Source organism: Streptomyces sp. T39, assembly GCF_008042045.1.
Classification (GTDB): domain Bacteria; phylum Actinomycetota; class Actinomycetes; order Streptomycetales; family Streptomycetaceae; genus Streptomyces.
In genome coordinates this window covers 1-16,634 of the sequence record NZ_RDBP01000040.1, presented here as the reverse complement: position 1 = coordinate 16,634, position 16,634 = coordinate 1, and the positions used below count along the sequence as shown (strand labels likewise).

Below are 16,634 nucleotides of genomic sequence, written 5' to 3'. Positions count from 1 at the left end.
CCCCTCGCCGTCGTAACGGACCCGTGCCCCCTCCGGCGCGAGCGCCCGTCGCACGCGTCCGTCCGACGGGCGACGGCCCGCCGCGGTGCCGGGACCGGCCCGCAGGCGTACTCCTGAGTGCCTACGGGCCACTCCCCGGTAGGACTCCAGAGGGACCGCAGGACGGTCACGCAGGGGGACTACAGAAGCCTCCTCCCCCACCTACCGTCATGATCACCGAGCTGTGAAAGGCAGATACATGACGGTTCATCAGACGACGGCTGCCCGGAGGGACGCGGTGCCCGCCGCCCCGGACGAGGAGAGCCCCGACGGGCGGGCTCCGGGCCGGGCGTTCGCGCCCGAGTACCAGGGGGCGCTCGGCGCCCTGTCGGTCAACTCCTCCCTCCACGAGGTGGTCGAGCGCGGTCTCGCGGAGCTGCGCGCCGCCGAGGCGTCCGGCGACCACCGGGAGGCCGCCCGCTGCGGGATAGCCGTCGCGGAGGCGTACCGCCGGCTGGGACGGGTCGAGGACGCCGAGCGGATCTGGAAGTCCAGCTACCGCACCGCCCGCGCGGCGGGCGACCTGGGCGGCATGGCATGGGCCGCCTGGAGCGGCGGCACCCTGGCGCGGCAACGCGGTGCGCTCCCCCTCGCGTACCGACTGCTGCGGATCGCCGCAGACCTCGCCGAACGCGGAGGGGACGTGGTCGCCCGTGGCTACTCCCTCGCCGGGCTGGCCGAGACCGGCCGGATCCAGGGCGACTACGAGGCCGTGGGCCGGCTGCACGAGCAGCTCCTCGCCGAGGCCCGTCGCCGGGGCGAGGCCCGCCATGCGGTGTGGGCGCTGGAGGGCATCGCACAGATGCACCGCAACAGCGGCTCCTACGACACGGCACTCGCGCTCTTCGAGGAGGCCGCCGAGACGGCGCAGCGGGCGGACGACCGGCGCGGACGGGCCTGGGCGCTGCGCGGGGTCGCCGACGTGCTCTCCGCACGCGACGGCGACGTGGAGCGGGCCCTCGGCCTGCTGACCGAGGCCGAGGGCCTGTGCCGGGAGATCCGCCTCGTCGGCGCTCTCGCGTACAACCGCAAGATGCGCGGGAACGTGCTCTACCGCGCCGGGCGCCACGCGGAGGCGCGGCAGGAGTACACGCGTGCCCTCGCGGAGTTCCGGGAGATGGAGGAGGCACGGGGCACGGCACTGTCCCGGCTGGGTCTCCTCAAGTGCCGGGCCCGGCTGGGCCGGGACGCCGGGGAGACCGCCGCCGAGCTGGCCGAGCTGCACGGGGAACTGCGGCGGATCGGCCTGCTGCACGCGGACGCGGTGGTCGTGCGGGCGGCGGCGGAACTGGGGGTCGAGGTGCCCCCCGGCGCATCCCCCGTCCCGTCGGCCGCCGAGGCGAAGGGGACGGCGACGGGCGCGGGCACGGGGACGGTCCGATGAGCGCCGGCCGTTCCGCCACCGCCGCCCCGCCCGTGGTCACGCCCGCGCCCGGCGGCGCGGCAGCCGCGGCGCTGGACCGCGGCCGGCGGCTGGTGGTCCCCGCCCTGGCACGGGCCCTGGGCGAACTGGAGCCGTGGACCGGGGAGATGGCCGCGTACGCGTTCGGCTGGCAGGACGTGCACGGCACCCCCGCGCCCGGCGCCTCTCCGGGCAAGGGCGTGCGCCGGACCCTCGCGGTGCTCGGCGCGGAGGCGGCCGGCGCTCCGGGCGAGGCCGCCGMGCCGGGAGCGGTCGCGGTCGAACTCGTCCACGCGTTCTCCCTGGTGCACGACGACCTCATGGACGGCGACGAGACGCGGCGCCTGCGGCCCGCCGTCTGGCGGGCGTACGGGCCCGGCCCGGCGGTCCTCGCGGGCGACGCGCTGTTCGCGCTCGCGGTGCGGACGGTGGCGCTCACGGCGGACCCCGTCGCGCCCGCGGCGATGCGCCGGCTGTCCGTGGCGCTGGCCGAACTGGTCCGCGGACAGGCGCGGGACCTGCTCTCCGAGAGCCGCCCCTGGCAGGGGGCGGGCGCGGTGAGCCCGCAGGAGTACGGGGTCACCGCGGAGCTCAAGACCGGTTCGCTGCTGGGCTGCGCGGTCGCGACGGGCGCTCTGCTCGGCGGCGCGGACGGGGACACCGTGCACGCCCTCGACCTGATGGGCCGGCACGCCGGGGTGGCGTTCCAGCTCGTCGACGACGTGCTCGGCATCTGGGGCGATCCGGCGGTGACGGGCAAACCCGTGTACGGCGACCTGCGGCGCGGGAAGAAGAGCTACCCGGTCCTCGCCGCGCTCTCGGACGGGGGCCGTGCCGCGCGTGAACTGCTGGCACTGCTGGACGAACCGGGGCCGGTCGCATCCGGCGGGCCGGGCCGTCGCGCGGACGGTCCGCCCGACCTCGACCTGGACGACGGCCGGCCGGCGCGGGCCGCGGCGCTCGCCGAGGCGGCGGGCGGACGGGCGGCCGCGCTGGCCGAGGCGGGCCGCCGCCTCACCGCCGCGCGCGCATGCCTGCACGCGGTCCCGCTCGCTCCGGAGGCGGCGCACACGATCGACGACCTGCTGACGCGGCTCCACGATCGCACGAGCTGAGCCGGGAGCCGTCCGGCCGTGCGGCGGGGCGCCTCGGGCGGCAGCCGTGACGGCTCCGGCGGCCACGCGCGCCCCGACCACCGCCCTCCGGGTCGGGCCCGGCCCCTGCCGCGACCGGGACCCGGGTGGGCCGGGCGCTCGGCGGCCGGGGCCTGGAGCGGGGGCACCCGGCCGGACCTGCGAACACCGCGACCCGGGACCCGCCCGGCCGCGGGGACCGCCGAGCGCCGGGCGCTCGGCAGCGGGCAGCCGGGAGGACGCCACCGCCGCGAAGCGGCGTCCGCGGCCGGGCTCGTGGGCCTGCCCGCGCGATCCGGGTCCGTCGTCCGTTTCGGGGAAGACGAGTGGCGGCGCCGCGAACGTGGGACATCTCTTCGCGGGCCGTGCCCGGCCTCTGCCGAACGAACGGAGCGGAACTCGTATGCGTGCCATCGCCCTGGTGTGTTCTCTCACCTCCTCCCCCACCTCTTCCAGCAGCCAGCTGCTCGCCGAACAGGTTCTGGAGGAGCTCGCCGCGCAGGGTGTGAGGGGAGAGACCGTCCGGGTGGCGGACCACCCCGTGCTCCCGGGGGTGTCGGCCGACCTCGGGCCGGACGACGGGTGGCCCGCCCTGCGGGAGAAGGTGCTCGCCGCCGACATCCTCGTCCTGGCGACCCCGATCTGGCTGGGTCACCCGTCGAGCGTCTGCCAGCGCGTGCTGGAGAGGCTGAACGCGGACTCCTCCGAGACCGGCGACGACGGCAGGCCACTGCTCTTCGGCAAGGTCGCCGTCGTGGCGGTGGTGGGCAACGAGGACGGCGCGCACAAGGTCAGCGCCGACGTCTTCCAGGGGCTGAACGACGTCGGCTTCTCCCTGCCGGCGAACGCGGTCACCTACTGGGTGGGCGAGGCCCAGCACACCACCGACTACCGGGACCTCGACCGGACCCCCGACAGTGTCGCGGCGACGACGCGGACACTGGCGGCGAACGCGGTCCACCTGGCCCGCCTGCTGAGCGACCACCCCTACCCGGTCACCGGCTGAACGGCACCGGACCGCGGGCGCCGAGGACACGGGACGGGGAACGCCGACACGGTGCAGGAGCGCCCGGCGCACCACCGCGCGGCGGGGGCGTGCGCCGCGGTCACCTCGGCCGCACGGCTTGGGCGTGCGCCGCGGTCACCTCGTCGCGGGGCGGACCAATCCGCCCGGGGCGGCGTTCCGAATGAGGGGTGTGACGATCGACGGAGCAGTTCTCGCCCGCCGCGCCGCGGCCGGTCTCAGTGGTCTGATCGCCGGGGGCGCCGCCCTGGCGGTGGCGGAGCTCGCCGCCGTAGCGGTGCGTCCGGAGGCCGGACCGCTGGTGGCGGTCGGCGGGAGCGCGATCGACCGGACGCCCGGGCCGGTCAAGGACTGGGCGATCCGCACCTTCGGCGAGGCGGACAAGCTGGTCCTCCAGCTCGGCATCCTCGTGGTGCTGGCGCTCTTCGCGGTGGCCCTGGGGCTGCTCGCGCTGCGCCACCGGCGGGCGGGCGCAGCCGGGGTGCTGCTGTTCGGGCTGGTCGGCGCGGCGGCGGCCCTCTCCCGCCCGGACTCCTCGTCGTGGACCGACGCGCTGCCCTCCCTCGCCGGGGCCCTGGCCGGCGCCCTGGTCCTCCATCTGCTGGCGGGCCGCCTGCACACGGTCCGGGCAAACGCCCCGGACACCGGTGCCGGCTGGGACCGGCGGGGCTTCCTGGTCGCCGCGTCCGCGGCGGCCCTCGCCTCCGCGGGTGCGGGCGCCCTGGCCCGTGCGGCGGCCGGCTCCCGCGGTGGTGACGCGGTCGCGTCCCGCGACGCCGTCACCCTGCCCCGTCCGGCTTCCAGGGCCACCCCGGTCCCCTCCGGAGCCGCGCTGCGCGTCCCGGGGCTCCAGCCGTTCGTCACCCCCACCGAGGACTTCTACCGGGTCGACACCGCGCTCGTGGTGCCGAAGGTCGACGCCTCCACCTGGCGCCTCCGGATCCACGGCCGGGGCGTGCGCACCCCCCTCTCCCTCACCTTCCAGGACCTGTTGCGGCGGGAACTCGTCGAGCGCGACATCACCTTGACCTGCGTCTCCAACGAAGTCGGCGGCCCGTACGTGGGCAACGCGCGCTGGATCGGCGTGCCCCTGGCCGGCCTGCTGCGGGAGGCGGGAGTCCGGCCGCCGTCGCGCGGCGGCCGGGCGGACCAGCTGGTGTCCCGCTCGGTCGACGGCATGACCATCGGCACTCCCGTCGAGGACGTCATGGACGGCCGCGACGCACTGCTCGCGGTCGGCATGAACGGCCGTCCCCTGCCGTTCGACCACGGCTTCCCCGTCCGGATGGTCGTGCCGGGCCTCTACGGATACGTGTCCGCCTGCAAATGGATCGAGGACATCGAACTCACCGCCTTCGACGCCTACGACGCCTACTGGGTGAAACGCGACTGGGCACGCGAGGCGCCGGTCAAGACACAGTCCCGCATCGACACGCCCAAGCCCTTCGCCCGGCCCGGCGCGGGCACCGTCATGGTCGCCGGCGTCGCGTGGGCGCAGCACCGGGGCGTCGACACGGTCGAGGTCCGTGTCGACGACGGCCCCTGGCACAGGGCGGACCTCGCCGCCGAACACACCACCGACACCTGGCGCCAGTGGTCCTGGCCGTGGAAGGCCGCGCCGGGCAGCCACACGCTCACCGTCCGGGCCACCGACCGCACCGGCCGGACCCAGACCGGGAAGCGGACCCGCCCCAGCCCCGACGGGGCCTCCGGATGGCACTCGGTCGTCGTCACCGTCGAATAGGGCCCGTCCCTCTCAGCGCTGTGCCCCGTCCGCCGGCCGGTCCTGCCAGGTGGGGGCTTCTCCGGTGTCCGGACCGGCCGTCCCCGGCGTGCGGGCGGATCCGTAGGCGACGGCGAGGGCGTTCACGATGCCGGCCATGGCCCGGCGCAGCGCGGGCGGTCCGAGGACCTCGACGTCGGCGCCCAGGCGCAGCAGCTCACCGCAGGCGTGGTCGGTGCTCTCGGTCGGGATGACCGCCTCGATCCAGCCGGTGTCGCCGACGGTGGTCGCCGTCCGGTCGACCGCCCGCACGATGTCCTCGGGCACGTTGTCGGGCAGCCGCGTGCGTCCGTGCGGGGAGAGGCGGATGGTCGCCGTGCCGGTGTGGCGGCGGGTGCGGAAGTCGTCGAGGTAGGCGGTCCAGTACGCGCCGAGGTCGAAGTCCGCCGGGCGGTCGAACCGTTCGTCGGCCACCGTCGCTTCGAGGACGTGGGTCACGCGGTAGGTCGCGGTCCCGGACGCCGAGGCGGCCACGAGGTACCAGACGCCGGACTTGAGCACCAGACCGTAGGGCCGCAGGCGGCGCCGCACCTCCTGCGGCGCGCGCCAGCGGCGGTAGCGCACGTCGACCGCGTGCCGGCCGAGCACCGCGTCGGCGAGCAGGGGCAGGTGCGGTGTCCGTTCGGGTTCCCGGTACCAGCCGGGGGCGTCCAGGTGGAACACGGCCGCGGTGCGCGCGGCCTGTTCGCGCAGGGCGGTGGGCAGCGCGGCCAGCAGCTTCAGGCGTACCGCCGTCACCTCGTCGGCGAGTCCGAGATCGGCGGCGGGGCCGGGCAGTGCGGCGAAGAGCAGCGCGCGTGCCTCGGCCTCGCTCATGCCGGTCAGGCGGGTCCGGTAGCCGTCGACCAGCTGGTGGCCGCCGGCTCTGCCGGGCTCCGCGTAGAGCGGGATTCCGGCGGCCTGCAGACGGGCCAGGTCGCGGTAGGCCGTGCGGACGGACACGCCCAGCTCGTCGGCGAGCGCGCGTGCGGACATGCGGCCGCGGGACTGCAACAGCAGCAGCACCGACAGCAGTCGACCGGCAGACATGAGCGCATTCTCCCCGCAAACACTGACAGCTCCTGGCACACGCCCGCCCTACCGTCGGCTCACACCGGCTGCGGGAGCAGCGAAGCGGACCCGCCCCCGGGAAGCGAACCGAGGAGGAACCTGCCGTGTACGTCACCGACCCTGCCGTCACCGACCCTGCCGTCATCGAGCTGCGCCGGTACACGCTGCGCCCCGGCCGGGGGGACGAACTCGTCGAGCTGTTCGACCGGGAGTTCGTCGAGTCGCAGGAGGAGGCCGGGACGGCCGTGCTCGGTCAGTTCCGGGACGAGGACGATCCGGACCGGTTCGTCTGGCTGCGCGGATTTCGTGACATGGCGGCCCGGCACCGGGCGCTGACCGCCTTCTACGGTGGCCCCGTCTGGGCCGAGCACGGCCCCCGGGCCAACACCACCATGCTCGACTCCGACGACGTCCTCCTCCTGCGGCCCCTGTCCGACGGGTGCGGCTTCACCGTCCGGCCGGCCGAGCGGCCCGCAGTGGGATCTCCGGCACCGGACCGCCGTGTGTCCGCGACGGTGTGGTCCTTCCGTCCCGGACGGCACGAGGGCGTCGCGCTGATCCGCGACGCGCTCCTGCCCGTGCTCCGCGCGACGGGGCCCGCGCCGCTCGCCGCGCTCACCACGACGACGGCGCGCAACACCTTTCCCCGGCTGCCGGTGCGGACGGGGGAGAACGTCGCCGTGGTCCTCACCGCCCACCCCGACGAGGGGGCCCGCCTGCGGCACCACGCCGAGGTGATGGCCCACCCCCTCGTACGGGACGAGATCCTGCCGGGCATCGGGGAACACCTGACGGCGCCGCCGGCAACGCTGCGTCTGGCGCCCACGGGCCGCTCGCTGATCTGAGCCGGGCGACGGGGGCTCGCCCGCCGGGCCGCCCAGCCGGCTGCCCGGGGGGCACGGCTGCGCCCGGGGGGGCGCAGGCGCTCAGGGCGGGTCCCGGTAGCGGTCGGCCATCGCGGTGGCGCGCTCGCGCAGGGCGGTGCGCAGCGACGGCGGGGACAGGGCCTCCGCGTCCGTGCCGAGCTGCCACAGCGCCCATTCGGCATGCCGCGTGTCCTGGAACGTCACCTCCAGCCGCAGCCGGCCGTCCGCGTCCGGTGCTTCCGCGCGGACGGCCAGCGCGGCGTCCAGCAGTTCCTCGCGCCGCGCCGGCTCCACCCGCAGCAGCACGGTGAGGTGGTCGCCCCCGGCGAGGAAGCGGGCCGAGCGCTCCCGCCAGATGCGGTCGAGGTCGACCCTGTCCGGCCGCAGGGCCGGCTCGGGAAGCTCCTCGGCGGCGAGCACCCGGGACAGCCGATAGGTACGGTCCTCGCCGGACCTCGTGGCCAGCAGGTAGGCGCGGTCCCGCACGGTGACCAGGCCGACGGGGTCGACCGTGCGCCACTGCGGCGCCCGGCCGGTGGCCGCGTAGTGGATGCGCAGTTTGTGCCCGGCGAGCACCGCGCGCCGGACCTCGCCCATGGTGGCGCCGGGGATCTCGTCGGTGACCAGGCGGCGGGAGAGCAGATCGGTCTGCGGGTCGACGAGGAAGCGCTGCGCCGCGTCGCTCGCCGTGGCCCGGTGGCCCGCGGGCAGCGCGTCGACGACCTTCCGCATCGCCGAGGCGAGCGCCGAGCCGAGGCCGAACACCAGCTCGCCGCGCCCCGATCCGGCGGTCAGGAGGGCAAGGGCCTCGTCGTGGTTCAGACCGGCGAGATCGGTCCGGAAACCGGGCAGCAGCGCGAAGCCGCCGTGCCGGCCGCGCTCGGCGTAGACCGGCACGCCGGCCGCGGACAACGCCTCGATGTCCCGCAGCACGGTGCGCGTGGACACCTCCAGCTCACGGGCGAGCGTCTCCGCGGTCAGCCGGCCGCGTTGACGCAGCAGCAGCACCAGCGAGACCAGTCGGTCGGCACGCATGCGGGAACGGTAACGGAATACATGACCGAGGGTGTCGTGATTCGTTGCCAGGCTCGTGAACACGACGTCGCGGCCGCCGGCAGGCAGGTGGGCGTGCGTCCTCGACGTGAACCGAACCGAGCGAATCGAGCTGATGTGGCAGTGGAACGAACAGCGGTCAACCCCGTGACGTGGTCGGCGGCTCTGGGCTTCAACCAGGGCGAGGTCGTGTCCGGGCACACACGGACGCTGTACATCTCGGGGCAGACCGCGATGAACGGGGACGGGGCGCCCCAGCACGACGGCGACATGGCGAAGCAGCTGGCGCTGAGCATCGACAACGTGGAGGCCGTGCTGACCAGGGCCGGCATGTCGCTCGCGGACCTCGTCCGCCTGAACGTCTACACGACCGATGTCGACCTGCTGCTCGTGCACTACGGCGTGCTGGCCGCGCGGCTCGGCGCCGCCGGGGTCGCGCCGACCACCACCATGCTCGGGGTGGCACGGCTGGCGGTCCCGGGCCAGCTGGTCGAACTCGAGGGAACCGCCACCGCGTGATCCGGCCCGTCGCCCCGTCCGCCGTCCGTGCCGGCTCCCTCCGGCACGGACGGCGGGCGTGCGGGGGCGGGTTCACGCGGCCCGCCCTCCCGCACGCTGCCGGGCGGCCCGCAGCAGGACCGGGCGCAGCCTGCTGTAGCCGCGCACCGACACCGGGCGGAGCGCCCTGAGCGTATAGGCCGCCGCACCCGCCAACTCGCCCGCGAACGCCGTGTCGACCAGCACGGTGCCGGGGCGGGCGACGGCCGTGAGCCGGGCCGCGACGTTGACCGTCGCCCCGTAGACGTCGCCGAAGCGGCTGAGCACGGCGCCGTGGGCCAGCCCGGAGCGCACCTGGGGCAGCCCCTGTTCCGCCTCCGCGCGGGCGGTGAGCTCCAGGGCGATGTCCGCGGCCGCGCCTGCCGTGTCGCACACGAAGAGCACCTCGTCGCCGATGGTCTTCACCACCTGGCCCCCGCCCTCGGCGACGGTGTCACCGGTCAGGCTCTCGAACCGGTCGAGCACGCGGACGAGTTCGGCGTTGTCCAGCCCACGGGTCAGCCGGGTGTACCCGACCATGTCGGTGAAGCCCACCGCGCGTTCGCGGACGCCGGCCGCCTCGCGGGACGGCTCCGTGCCGCCTTTCCCCTCCGCCGGCCGGGGCGGGTTCCCGGCGCGCGCGGCCTCCTCCGCGTCGACGAGCATCCGTTCGGCGTACGCGGCGAGGTGCCTGCGCCACACGTGGCGCTGCAGCAGTTCCATCTCCGGCAGCAGCGCCGCGGCGTGTTCCGCGAGCGCCGCGGCGCCCGGAGGGGCGCCCGCGTCACGGTTCATCCAGACCCAGAGGGTGTGCACCTGCCATTCGGCGAGACGGGACAGGTGGTGCCCCAGGGCGCGCGCCATCAGCGTCTCGCTCGCCTCGGTGATGAGCCCGGCCGCGATGAGCCGCTCCCCCGCGCGCAGCGCCTCGGCGTCGGCGTCGGTGAAGGCCCGCGCGTCGTCGTCGACCTCCGGGAATCCGAGCGCGTGCCAGATCTCCACGGTGCGTTCGGGCGCCACCCCGGCCCGTTCGGCGATGTCCTGCCTCGTCCGGACACGGCGGCCGCCGAGGAGCACCTCCTCGATCGCCCGTCCCGCCTCGTCGGGGGCGGAGGGTGCCACGGGTGCCTCCGGTGGTTCCGGCGCACTCATGTGGTGTGCACGATCAGTACGTCGAGGTCGGCCTTCCTGGCGATGTCCGCGGGCACGGAGCCCAGGAGGCGCCCGGCGAGCGAGCGCAGCCCCCGGTTCCCGACGACCAGGAGATCGGCCGCGCAGTCGCGGGCGGTCCGCACGAGGGCGGCGACCGGCTCGTCCTGCACCGCGACGGAGCGCACGTCCTGCGCGCCCTGCGCGCGGGCCAGGTCACCGGCGGCACGCAGGGTGTCCTCGGCCGGTGCGGAGCCCACCACCTGATACGCCTCGGCCCCCAACTGGTCCTGCGCCACCGCAAGTTCACGCCCGCGCATCGGCACGAACGCGCAGACGATCACGAGTTCGGCCCGGCAGACGGCGGCGAGACGGGCCGCCGCCTCGACCGCCGAGAACGACGAGGCCGATCCGTCCGTGCCCACCATGACAGTCCGGTAGACGGTCACCACGCCAACTCCCTTACTCCGAAGTAAACTTACTTTGGAGTAAGGTAGAACTCCGGGACCACCCCGGCAAGAGGGCCGCAGCCGGGGGCGTCGGGTGTCCGGCCGCCGCGTGCAGCGGCGGCCGGCCGTGGAATCCGGCCTCACCCCCGCGGACCGGCATCAGGCCGGTGCTCGCCCTCCCCTGCCGGCGTCCGACACGCCCCGCAGCAGCTTTGCCGCCGCCTGCGGTGCCGGGCCATGCTGGTGCGGCTGAGTGCACAGCCGCGCGCAACGGGGGAGAACGCGATGCTCCGCATTCATTTCGACGATGCAGACCTGGGACGGACCACCGTCGCCGCCAGGCCGGACCCGCTGTGGGAGATCGCCGCGAGTCTGCACCGGTTGCAGTCGCGGAAGGGGGCGTGGGCGTTCGCCGGGTGGAGCCGCATGGCGCGGCAGCGGTTGCGGGAGAAGAAGCTGGAACGACAGGTGCGGGACGTCCTCCTGCGTCTGTATCCGCGGGCCGAGTACTTTCCGGACTTCCTGACACCCGCCGGCGCCCTGGACGGCTTCGAGGCCGGTGCGGAGTCGATCCTGGCCACGCCGCCGCGGCGGATCCTGGAGGAGGTGACCCTGCTCGACCGGACGGTGGGTGCGCCGTCGTGGGTCGGACGGCTGGCGGAGACGGGGGCACGCAGAGAACTCGTCGCACTGCTGCGCGCGTACCACGAGGCCGTCGTCGTCCCGTACGAGGACATGGCCCTGACGACACTGGAGGCCGAGCGGGCGGCGCGCTGCCGCGGCCTGCTCGACGGAGGGGTCGAGGGCATGCTCGCCGGGCTCGGCCCGATGATGCGGTGGCGTCCTCCGGTCCTGGAGGTCACCTACCCCACCCAGGCGGCGGACCGGGACCTCCATCTGCACGGGCGGGGGCTCACCCTCGTGCCCTCGTACTTCAACTGGGCGGAACCGGTCGCCTTCGCCGATCCCGAACTGCCGCCCGTGCTCTGGTACTCGATGCTCCACGAACCGCCCCCGGCCGGCGGCGACGATCCCGGCAGGCCCCTGACCGTCCTGCTCGGCCGGGCGCGGGCGACCGCCCTGCGCGCCGCGGCCGCCGGTGCCACGACCGGGGAGATCGCCCGCGCCGCGGGGGTCTCGGCGTCGTCCGCCAGCAGGCACGCGACCGCGCTGCGCGACGCGGGACTCGTCACGACCGTCCGTCACGGACCGGCCGTGCTGCACACGCTGACGCCGGTCGGCGCCGCGATGCTGCGGGGCGCGACACGGGGAGCCGCACCGGCGGCCTCCTGATGACGTACCCCCCGGCCGGTGGCCGCGCCCGGGCCGGCGCGAGGCGGGCGGCCGTCCGCGGGCGGTGTCCTGCGCGTCCCGCCGGGGACCCTCGCCCGGCCGGCCCGGGAGGGCTCCGCCCCTGTCACCCGTCGGCGCCCAGAACCTCCCGGAGCGTCCGGGCGAACTCCGCCGGGGCGCCGTGCCGGCCGAACTCGCCGCCCAGGAATCCCGCGTGATGGCTGGGGAAGAGCGTGAGCTCGCTGCCCAGGGCGGTGGCGATCTCGGCGGCGGCGCGTGCCGGGAACTCGCCGGCGGACTCCTTGCCGGCCGCGACGACGATGCGGGTCGTGGCCGCTCTCAGGGCGTCGGCGTCGGGCCGGAAGCCGGTGCAGCTGGTCATGTTCTGGCCCAGCAGCGGGTCGTCGCGCGAACCGTCGTCCTCGGTGGGGAGGCCGAAGGAGGCGGGGTCGGGGGCGGGCTCGCCGGCCCAGTCGTCGGGGAACAGGCCCTTGCGGCCGGCCAGGGCGATGAACTTCGCCATGGCGGGCCCCATGCCGTCGCGCAGATAGGTCGTGTGGACGTCCGTGCACGCGGCCAGCACGGCCTCGCCGTCCGGAAGGACGGGTGCCGCGGGCGGCTCGTGCGCGACCAGGGTGCGGACGAGTTCCCCGTGCCGGGCCACGAGGGCCAGCGCGTTGACCGCTCCCCCGCTGCTGGCGAACACGTCCACCGGGCCGGCGTCCAGTGCCTCGATGACCCGCCGCACGTCGTCCGCGTGCTCCTCGGGGGTCGACCGGGTGGCGCCGTCGGTGCGCGTGCTGCGGCCCACGCCCCGGGGGTCGTACGTGACCACGGTCCGGTCCGTGAAGAACGACGCCAGGGTGACGAAGCCGCTCGCGTCCATCGGCGAGCCGATCAGCAGCAGGGCGGGTTCGCCGCCCGGGGCTTCGTCCGCCCCCGTCCGGATGTCGTAGCGGAGCGTGGCGCCGTTCGCGTCCAGGGTGCGGGTCTCGGGCTCGGCCATGGTCTCTCCTCGGTAGGTCTGCCGTACGGAGGAGGAGACCGGGATCCGGTCCGGAACTCATCGCCCGAGGGGCACCGACCCCGGCACCGGGTCGGGGCCCGTCCGACGCCGGCCCCGGAGCGTTCACCCGTGCCCGGCCCCGGTGTGCGGGGCGGCCAGGGCGGTCATGCGGTGCATGACCGCAGCGGGGACGGCCGGGTTCCGCGCCGCGTCCTCGGCGCTCTCCTCGTCGAGGAGACGCGCCACGAGGGCGTGGGGCGGCAGCGCGGGGTTGAGCCAGGCCCTGCGGCGGACGGCGAACTCGGGGTCGGCCGCGAGGCGGGCCGCGGACTGCGGTGACAGCCGGGGGTCCCCGGCCGCGGCGGCCCGTACGTCGGTGTCGGCGTCCCGGCCGAACCGCTCCACGAGACCGGCGTCGGAGGCGGGGTCGTCGAGTGCCAGCAGGCGCAGGCGGGGCTCGTGGTGTCCGGCGAAGCGGAGCAGGTCGTGGCGGGGGAAGTGCGGGTGGTTGCGGGGGCGTCCGGGGAACGAGAGGCTGCCGTACCACCAGCTCCACACGTCGAGGAGCACCTCGGCCGTGGCGTCCTCGCAGGACTCGGTGAGGAACAGGCGCACCACGCGGTCCTCGTCGTGGGCGAGAAGGTCGACGACGTCGGGCGGCAGGTGGCGGGCGCGGGCGACGCTGCGCCGGATCCGGAGGTTGGGCGAGCGCGCGAGCCGGCGCATCGCCTCGGCGTCGTCGTGGAGGGCGGCGATCCACCACACCGCGTAGGTGCGGTCGTCGGGGGTGATGTCCTCGACGGTGGCCGCCATGGCATCGATCTCCTCCCGGCCCCGCGGCGGACGGGCGCCGGGCCGGGAGGGGGTTCCACACCGCGTCTGCCGGCCGGGCCGGTCCGGTGCCGCGTGCTCTCTGACGCCAGTTCCTCCAGGGCGGTGCGGAAGGCCCCTTCCGGGGTGGCGGCGAGGAGCCGGGACCACTGGGCGGCCGACAGGTTGCCGCTCTCGGCGGCGAAGCCGCGCACATGCCTCGCCGGGTGGACGGCGGCGGCGTCCAGGACCTGCGGCGGAAGGTCAATGCGGTGGAGGAAGTAGAGGTGCGGTCCGCGGCCGGCGTCGAGCAGGCCGAGCAGGACCTCCGCGGGGGCGGCCGGGTTGGTGCCGAGACCCACCAGCCACGACCCGGCCAGGAAGCGGGAGAGCGGACGGCCCTCGGCGAGCGCGGCGAAGGGGTCCCGGGCATCCGTGTCTCTCATCCGCCCATCCAACGGCGGCCGGGGCTGTGGATCAAGGGGTGCAGGGCTGCGGACCTGCGGCGGCCCCCGCCGGGCGCGCGACGAGACGGGCCGGTGCGGACCACGGCGCGGTGAAGGCGTCGGGCCTGCGCCGATCGTACGAACAGGCACCGACAGTCCCCTTGCCACGACCGCGTCGCGAGAAATCCGCGGGACGCTGTCGATCCGGCCGCGTCCCGTTCGACGCAGGGATGCGGGGCACCTCGCCGCGCGGCAGGGCGACACATCGAAACATCGATACATCGTTTTCTGGGGAGAGACACGTGCAGCAGCTGCTGAGAGTCATGAACTTCAACGTCTCGCGGGACGGCATCGGGGCGGGTGAGCACCAGAGCCTCGACAACCCGTTCGGCCTCGCCGGTGCCGAGCGGCTGTTCGCCTGGGCAGGCGCCACGGCGAGCTGGCCCATGCGCACCGACGCCGGGGGAAGCCGCGGCCTCGACGACTACTTCACCCGGGACTTCGCGCGCAACATCGGTGCGGAGATCATGGGCCGCAACAAGTTCGGCCCCCAGCGCGGGCCCTGGCAGGACCACGACTGGCAGGGCTGGTGGGGCGACGAGCCCCCGTTCCACACGCCGGTGTTCGTCATGACCCACCACGGACGTCCGCCGATCACCCTCTCCGACACCACGTTCCACTTCGTCGACGGCGACCCGCTCACGGTCCTCGGCCGGGCGCGGGAGGCCGCCCGGGGCAAGGACGTCCGGCTCGGCGGCGGGGTCACCACCGTCCGGGAGTTCCTCGACGCCGATCTCGTCGACACCCTGCACGTGGCCGTCGCACCGGTGGAGCTCGGTACCGGCATCCGGCTCTGGGAGTCACCCGACGAACTGCTCGACCGGTTCCATCTCGAGGTCGTGCCCAGTGCGAGCGGTGTGGTGCACCACCTGTTCTGGCGGAGGTGACACCTCGGAACGGGTACCGTGCCGTCCGCGGCCCGGGAGCGGGGGCCGGGTGCGACCGCGGCCCCTCGCGCACGTCTGTCCGGCGGATACCGGGGCACACGAGCGGCAACGCACGAAGGGGGGACCATGGGAACCGCGGTGCATGTACCCCAGACCCGGGACATGGTGGGCGAGGAGCTCTCCGGTGACGAGGCGCTCGTCGCCCTGCGCCGCTACGGCGGCCGCAGGCTCCTGTTCGACGCGTTCGCCCGCTTCCGGTACGCGGACGGCTTCAGCTCCGCCCGCTCCCTCGGGTTCCAGGTGGTGCTCGGCATCGTGCCGTTCGTCATCGCGCTCGTCGGCGTCGCCACCACCCTCCACACGGAGGCCGTGGGGCGCGTCGTCGACCAGGTGCTCTCCCGCATCGTGCCCGGCGCCAGCGCCCCGCTCGTCGAGCAGGCCCTCGCGGACACGCGCCGCAGCGCGGGGGCGGACATCGCCGGGGCGGTGGCGATGTGGACGGGCCTCGCCTTCGCCGTCCTCAATCTGGCCTCCGCGATGGGGCAGATCGAGCGCGGCTGCAACCGCATCTACGGCATCGAGCGCGACCGCGCCTTCCCCCTGAAGTACGGCAGGGGCGTGCTGCTCGCCCTCGGCGCGGGGCTGCCGCTCGGCGGCGGCTTCCTCGCCGTCGTCGCGGGCGGGGAGGTGGGGGAGCCCGTCGTCACCGCTCTCGGCCTGCCGCCGGCACTGCTCGACTGGTGGGAGGCGCTGCACGTGCCGATCGGCGTCGCACTGGCCTGCGTCGCCTCGGCCGTGATCTTCCGCTGGGCGCCGCGCCGGCGCCAGCCCGGCTACACCTGGCTCGCCTTCGGCTCCGGCATCCATCTGGTGCTGTGGGTGTGCGCGACCTGGCTCCTCGCGCTCTACGTGGGCCGCAGCGGTTCGTTCGGCGCCGTCTACGGACCGCTCACCGCGTTCGTCGCCCTGCTGCTGTGGGCCAATGTGACCGGGGTCGCGCTGTTCCTCGGCATCGCCTTCGCCGCGCAGCTGGAGGCCGCGCGTGCGGGCCAGACGGAACCGGTCCGGCCGGACCCCGGCGGATGAGGCCCGGCGGCGGGACCGGAGCCCGCCGTCAGCCGTCGTCGAGCGCCGAGAGCCCGTCCCGCCATCGGCGCCGGCGCTCCTCGTCCGACTGCTCCCACCACGGCGTTCCGCGCTCGCCGAGCGCGGTCTTCGCGCGGTGCACCCGCGCCCGTGCGGCACGCTCCGCGCCCGGGTCCCCGTCGGCGAGGGCGGCACGCACCGCGCGGCGCGCGGCCATCAGGTGGCTGCGCAGGCGGGCCGCGGGGTCCTCGGGGATCGCGGGGTCCGTCGCCCGCCACTTGCGGCCGCGGATGACGACGAAGTGACCGTCGGGTGTGGTTCGCCGCTCCCCGTCCGCCTGCACGCGTCCGATCGTTCCAGACCGGTACGGGGGCGCCGGTCCGTGACACGCCGCGGCCCTGCGACGCGGTCCGGCCGGACCGGTTCCGTCTGGCCCGCACGCGCGGCCTCCAGCTGCGCGGCGAAGGCGATGCCGAGGAACAGCGCGACCCCGGTCACATTGGCCCACAGCAGCAGGGCGACGAACGCGGTGAGCGGTCCGTAGACGGCGCCGAACGAACC

Annotated in this window: 16 protein-coding genes; 9 read left to right on the top strand and 7 right to left on the bottom strand. The window is 75.4% G+C overall.

What is annotated here, in order from left to right:
• The first annotated feature begins 238 nt into the window (after positions 1 to 238).
• From EAO77_RS28260 to EAO77_RS28245, 4 genes are all read left to right on the top strand, one after another.
• Entirely contained in the window at positions 239 to 1,423 is a 1,185-nt protein-coding gene (locus EAO77_RS28260) for a tetratricopeptide repeat protein (RefSeq protein WP_147991167.1), read from the top strand.
• The gene (locus EAO77_RS28255) at positions 1,420 to 2,556 is read left to right on the top strand and encodes a polyprenyl synthetase family protein (RefSeq protein ID WP_147991166.1); all 1,137 of its coding nucleotides are present in this window, start codon (positions 1,420 to 1,422) and stop codon (positions 2,554 to 2,556) included. Before EAO77_RS28260 ends, EAO77_RS28255 begins: the two co-directional genes overlap by 4 nt.
• 421 nt (positions 2,557 to 2,977) lie before the next feature.
• A complete protein-coding gene (locus EAO77_RS28250) occupies positions 2,978 to 3,580 on the top strand; it encodes a flavodoxin family protein (protein WP_147991165.1) in 603 nt (200 codons plus the stop codon).
• Positions 3,581 to 3,761: 181 nt separating this feature from the next.
• On the top strand, positions 3,762 to 5,342 hold the full coding sequence (locus tag EAO77_RS28245) for a molybdopterin-dependent oxidoreductase (protein WP_147991164.1): 1,581 nt from the start codon (positions 3,762 to 3,764) through the stop codon (positions 5,340 to 5,342).
• 12 nt (positions 5,343 to 5,354) lie between these two features.
• Here the strand turns inward: EAO77_RS28245 and EAO77_RS28240 are convergent, their stop codons facing one another.
• Positions 5,355 to 6,410: a helix-turn-helix transcriptional regulator gene (locus tag EAO77_RS28240; protein WP_147991163.1), complete on the bottom strand. Its 1,056-nt coding sequence runs from the start codon at positions 6,408 to 6,410 to the stop codon at positions 5,355 to 5,357.
• Between the two features lie 125 nt (positions 6,411 to 6,535).
• Here EAO77_RS28240 and EAO77_RS28235 point away from each other — a divergent pair, with 125 nt between their 5' ends.
• Entirely contained in the window at positions 6,536 to 7,276 is a 741-nt protein-coding gene (locus tag EAO77_RS28235) for an NIPSNAP family protein (protein ID WP_147991162.1), read from the top strand.
• 81 nt (positions 7,277 to 7,357) lie between these two features.
• Here EAO77_RS28235 and EAO77_RS28230 read toward each other — a convergent pair whose 3' ends face one another.
• Positions 7,358 to 8,332, bottom strand: coding sequence for a helix-turn-helix transcriptional regulator (locus EAO77_RS28230; protein ID WP_147991161.1), 975 nt, complete (start codon positions 8,330 to 8,332; stop codon positions 7,358 to 7,360).
• 141 nt (positions 8,333 to 8,473) lie between these two features.
• Here EAO77_RS28230 and EAO77_RS28225 point away from each other — a divergent pair, with 141 nt between their 5' ends.
• Positions 8,474 to 8,869 carry a RidA family protein gene (locus EAO77_RS28225; protein WP_147991160.1) on the top strand — a complete coding sequence of 132 codons (396 nt, stop codon included), beginning with the start codon at positions 8,474 to 8,476 and terminating at the stop codon, positions 8,867 to 8,869.
• A gap of 72 nt (positions 8,870 to 8,941) precedes the next feature.
• Here the strand turns inward: EAO77_RS28225 and EAO77_RS28220 are convergent, their stop codons facing one another.
• Both EAO77_RS28220 and EAO77_RS28215 read right to left on the bottom strand, forming a co-directional pair.
• Positions 8,942 to 10,039: an adenylate/guanylate cyclase domain-containing protein gene (locus EAO77_RS28220; protein WP_147991159.1), complete on the bottom strand. Its 1,098-nt coding sequence runs from the start codon at positions 10,037 to 10,039 to the stop codon at positions 8,942 to 8,944.
• Positions 10,036 to 10,485 carry a universal stress protein gene (locus tag EAO77_RS28215; protein WP_147991158.1) on the bottom strand — a complete coding sequence of 150 codons (450 nt, stop codon included), beginning with the start codon at positions 10,483 to 10,485 and terminating at the stop codon, positions 10,036 to 10,038. The genes EAO77_RS28220 and EAO77_RS28215 overlap by 4 nt, the downstream gene beginning before the upstream one ends.
• A 285-nt stretch (positions 10,486 to 10,770) precedes the next feature.
• On the opposite strand from EAO77_RS28215, the gene EAO77_RS28210 reads away from it, so the two are divergent.
• The gene (locus tag EAO77_RS28210; RefSeq protein WP_147991157.1) at positions 10,771 to 11,778 is read left to right on the top strand and encodes a helix-turn-helix domain-containing protein; all 1,008 of its coding nucleotides are present in this window, start codon (positions 10,771 to 10,773) and stop codon (positions 11,776 to 11,778) included.
• A gap of 124 nt (positions 11,779 to 11,902) precedes the next feature.
• Here EAO77_RS28210 and EAO77_RS28205 read toward each other — a convergent pair whose 3' ends face one another.
• Together EAO77_RS28205 and EAO77_RS28200 are read right to left on the bottom strand one after the other, a co-directional pair.
• A complete protein-coding gene (locus EAO77_RS28205) occupies positions 11,903 to 12,784 on the bottom strand; it encodes an alpha/beta fold hydrolase (RefSeq protein WP_147991156.1) in 882 nt (293 codons plus the stop codon).
• Positions 12,785 to 12,907: 123 nt separating this feature from the next.
• The gene (locus EAO77_RS28200; RefSeq protein WP_147991155.1) at positions 12,908 to 13,597 is read right to left on the bottom strand and encodes a hypothetical protein; all 690 of its coding nucleotides are present in this window, start codon (positions 13,595 to 13,597) and stop codon (positions 12,908 to 12,910) included.
• Positions 13,598 to 14,342: 745 nt separating this feature from the next.
• Between EAO77_RS28200 and EAO77_RS28195 the strand changes: the two genes are divergently transcribed.
• The gene (locus EAO77_RS28195; protein WP_147991154.1) at positions 14,343 to 14,987 is read left to right on the top strand and encodes a dihydrofolate reductase family protein; all 645 of its coding nucleotides are present in this window, start codon (positions 14,343 to 14,345) and stop codon (positions 14,985 to 14,987) included.
• A 126-nt stretch (positions 14,988 to 15,113) separates the two neighbouring features.
• Positions 15,114 to 16,073: a YihY/virulence factor BrkB family protein gene (locus EAO77_RS28190; protein ID WP_147991153.1), complete on the top strand. Its 960-nt coding sequence runs from the start codon at positions 15,114 to 15,116 to the stop codon at positions 16,071 to 16,073.
• A 28-nt stretch (positions 16,074 to 16,101) separates the two neighbouring features.
• Here EAO77_RS28190 and EAO77_RS28185 read toward each other — a convergent pair whose 3' ends face one another.
• Positions 16,102 to 16,416: a hypothetical protein gene (locus EAO77_RS28185; RefSeq protein WP_147991152.1), complete on the bottom strand. Its 315-nt coding sequence runs from the start codon at positions 16,414 to 16,416 to the stop codon at positions 16,102 to 16,104.
• Positions 16,417 to 16,634: the final 218 nt, after the last annotated feature.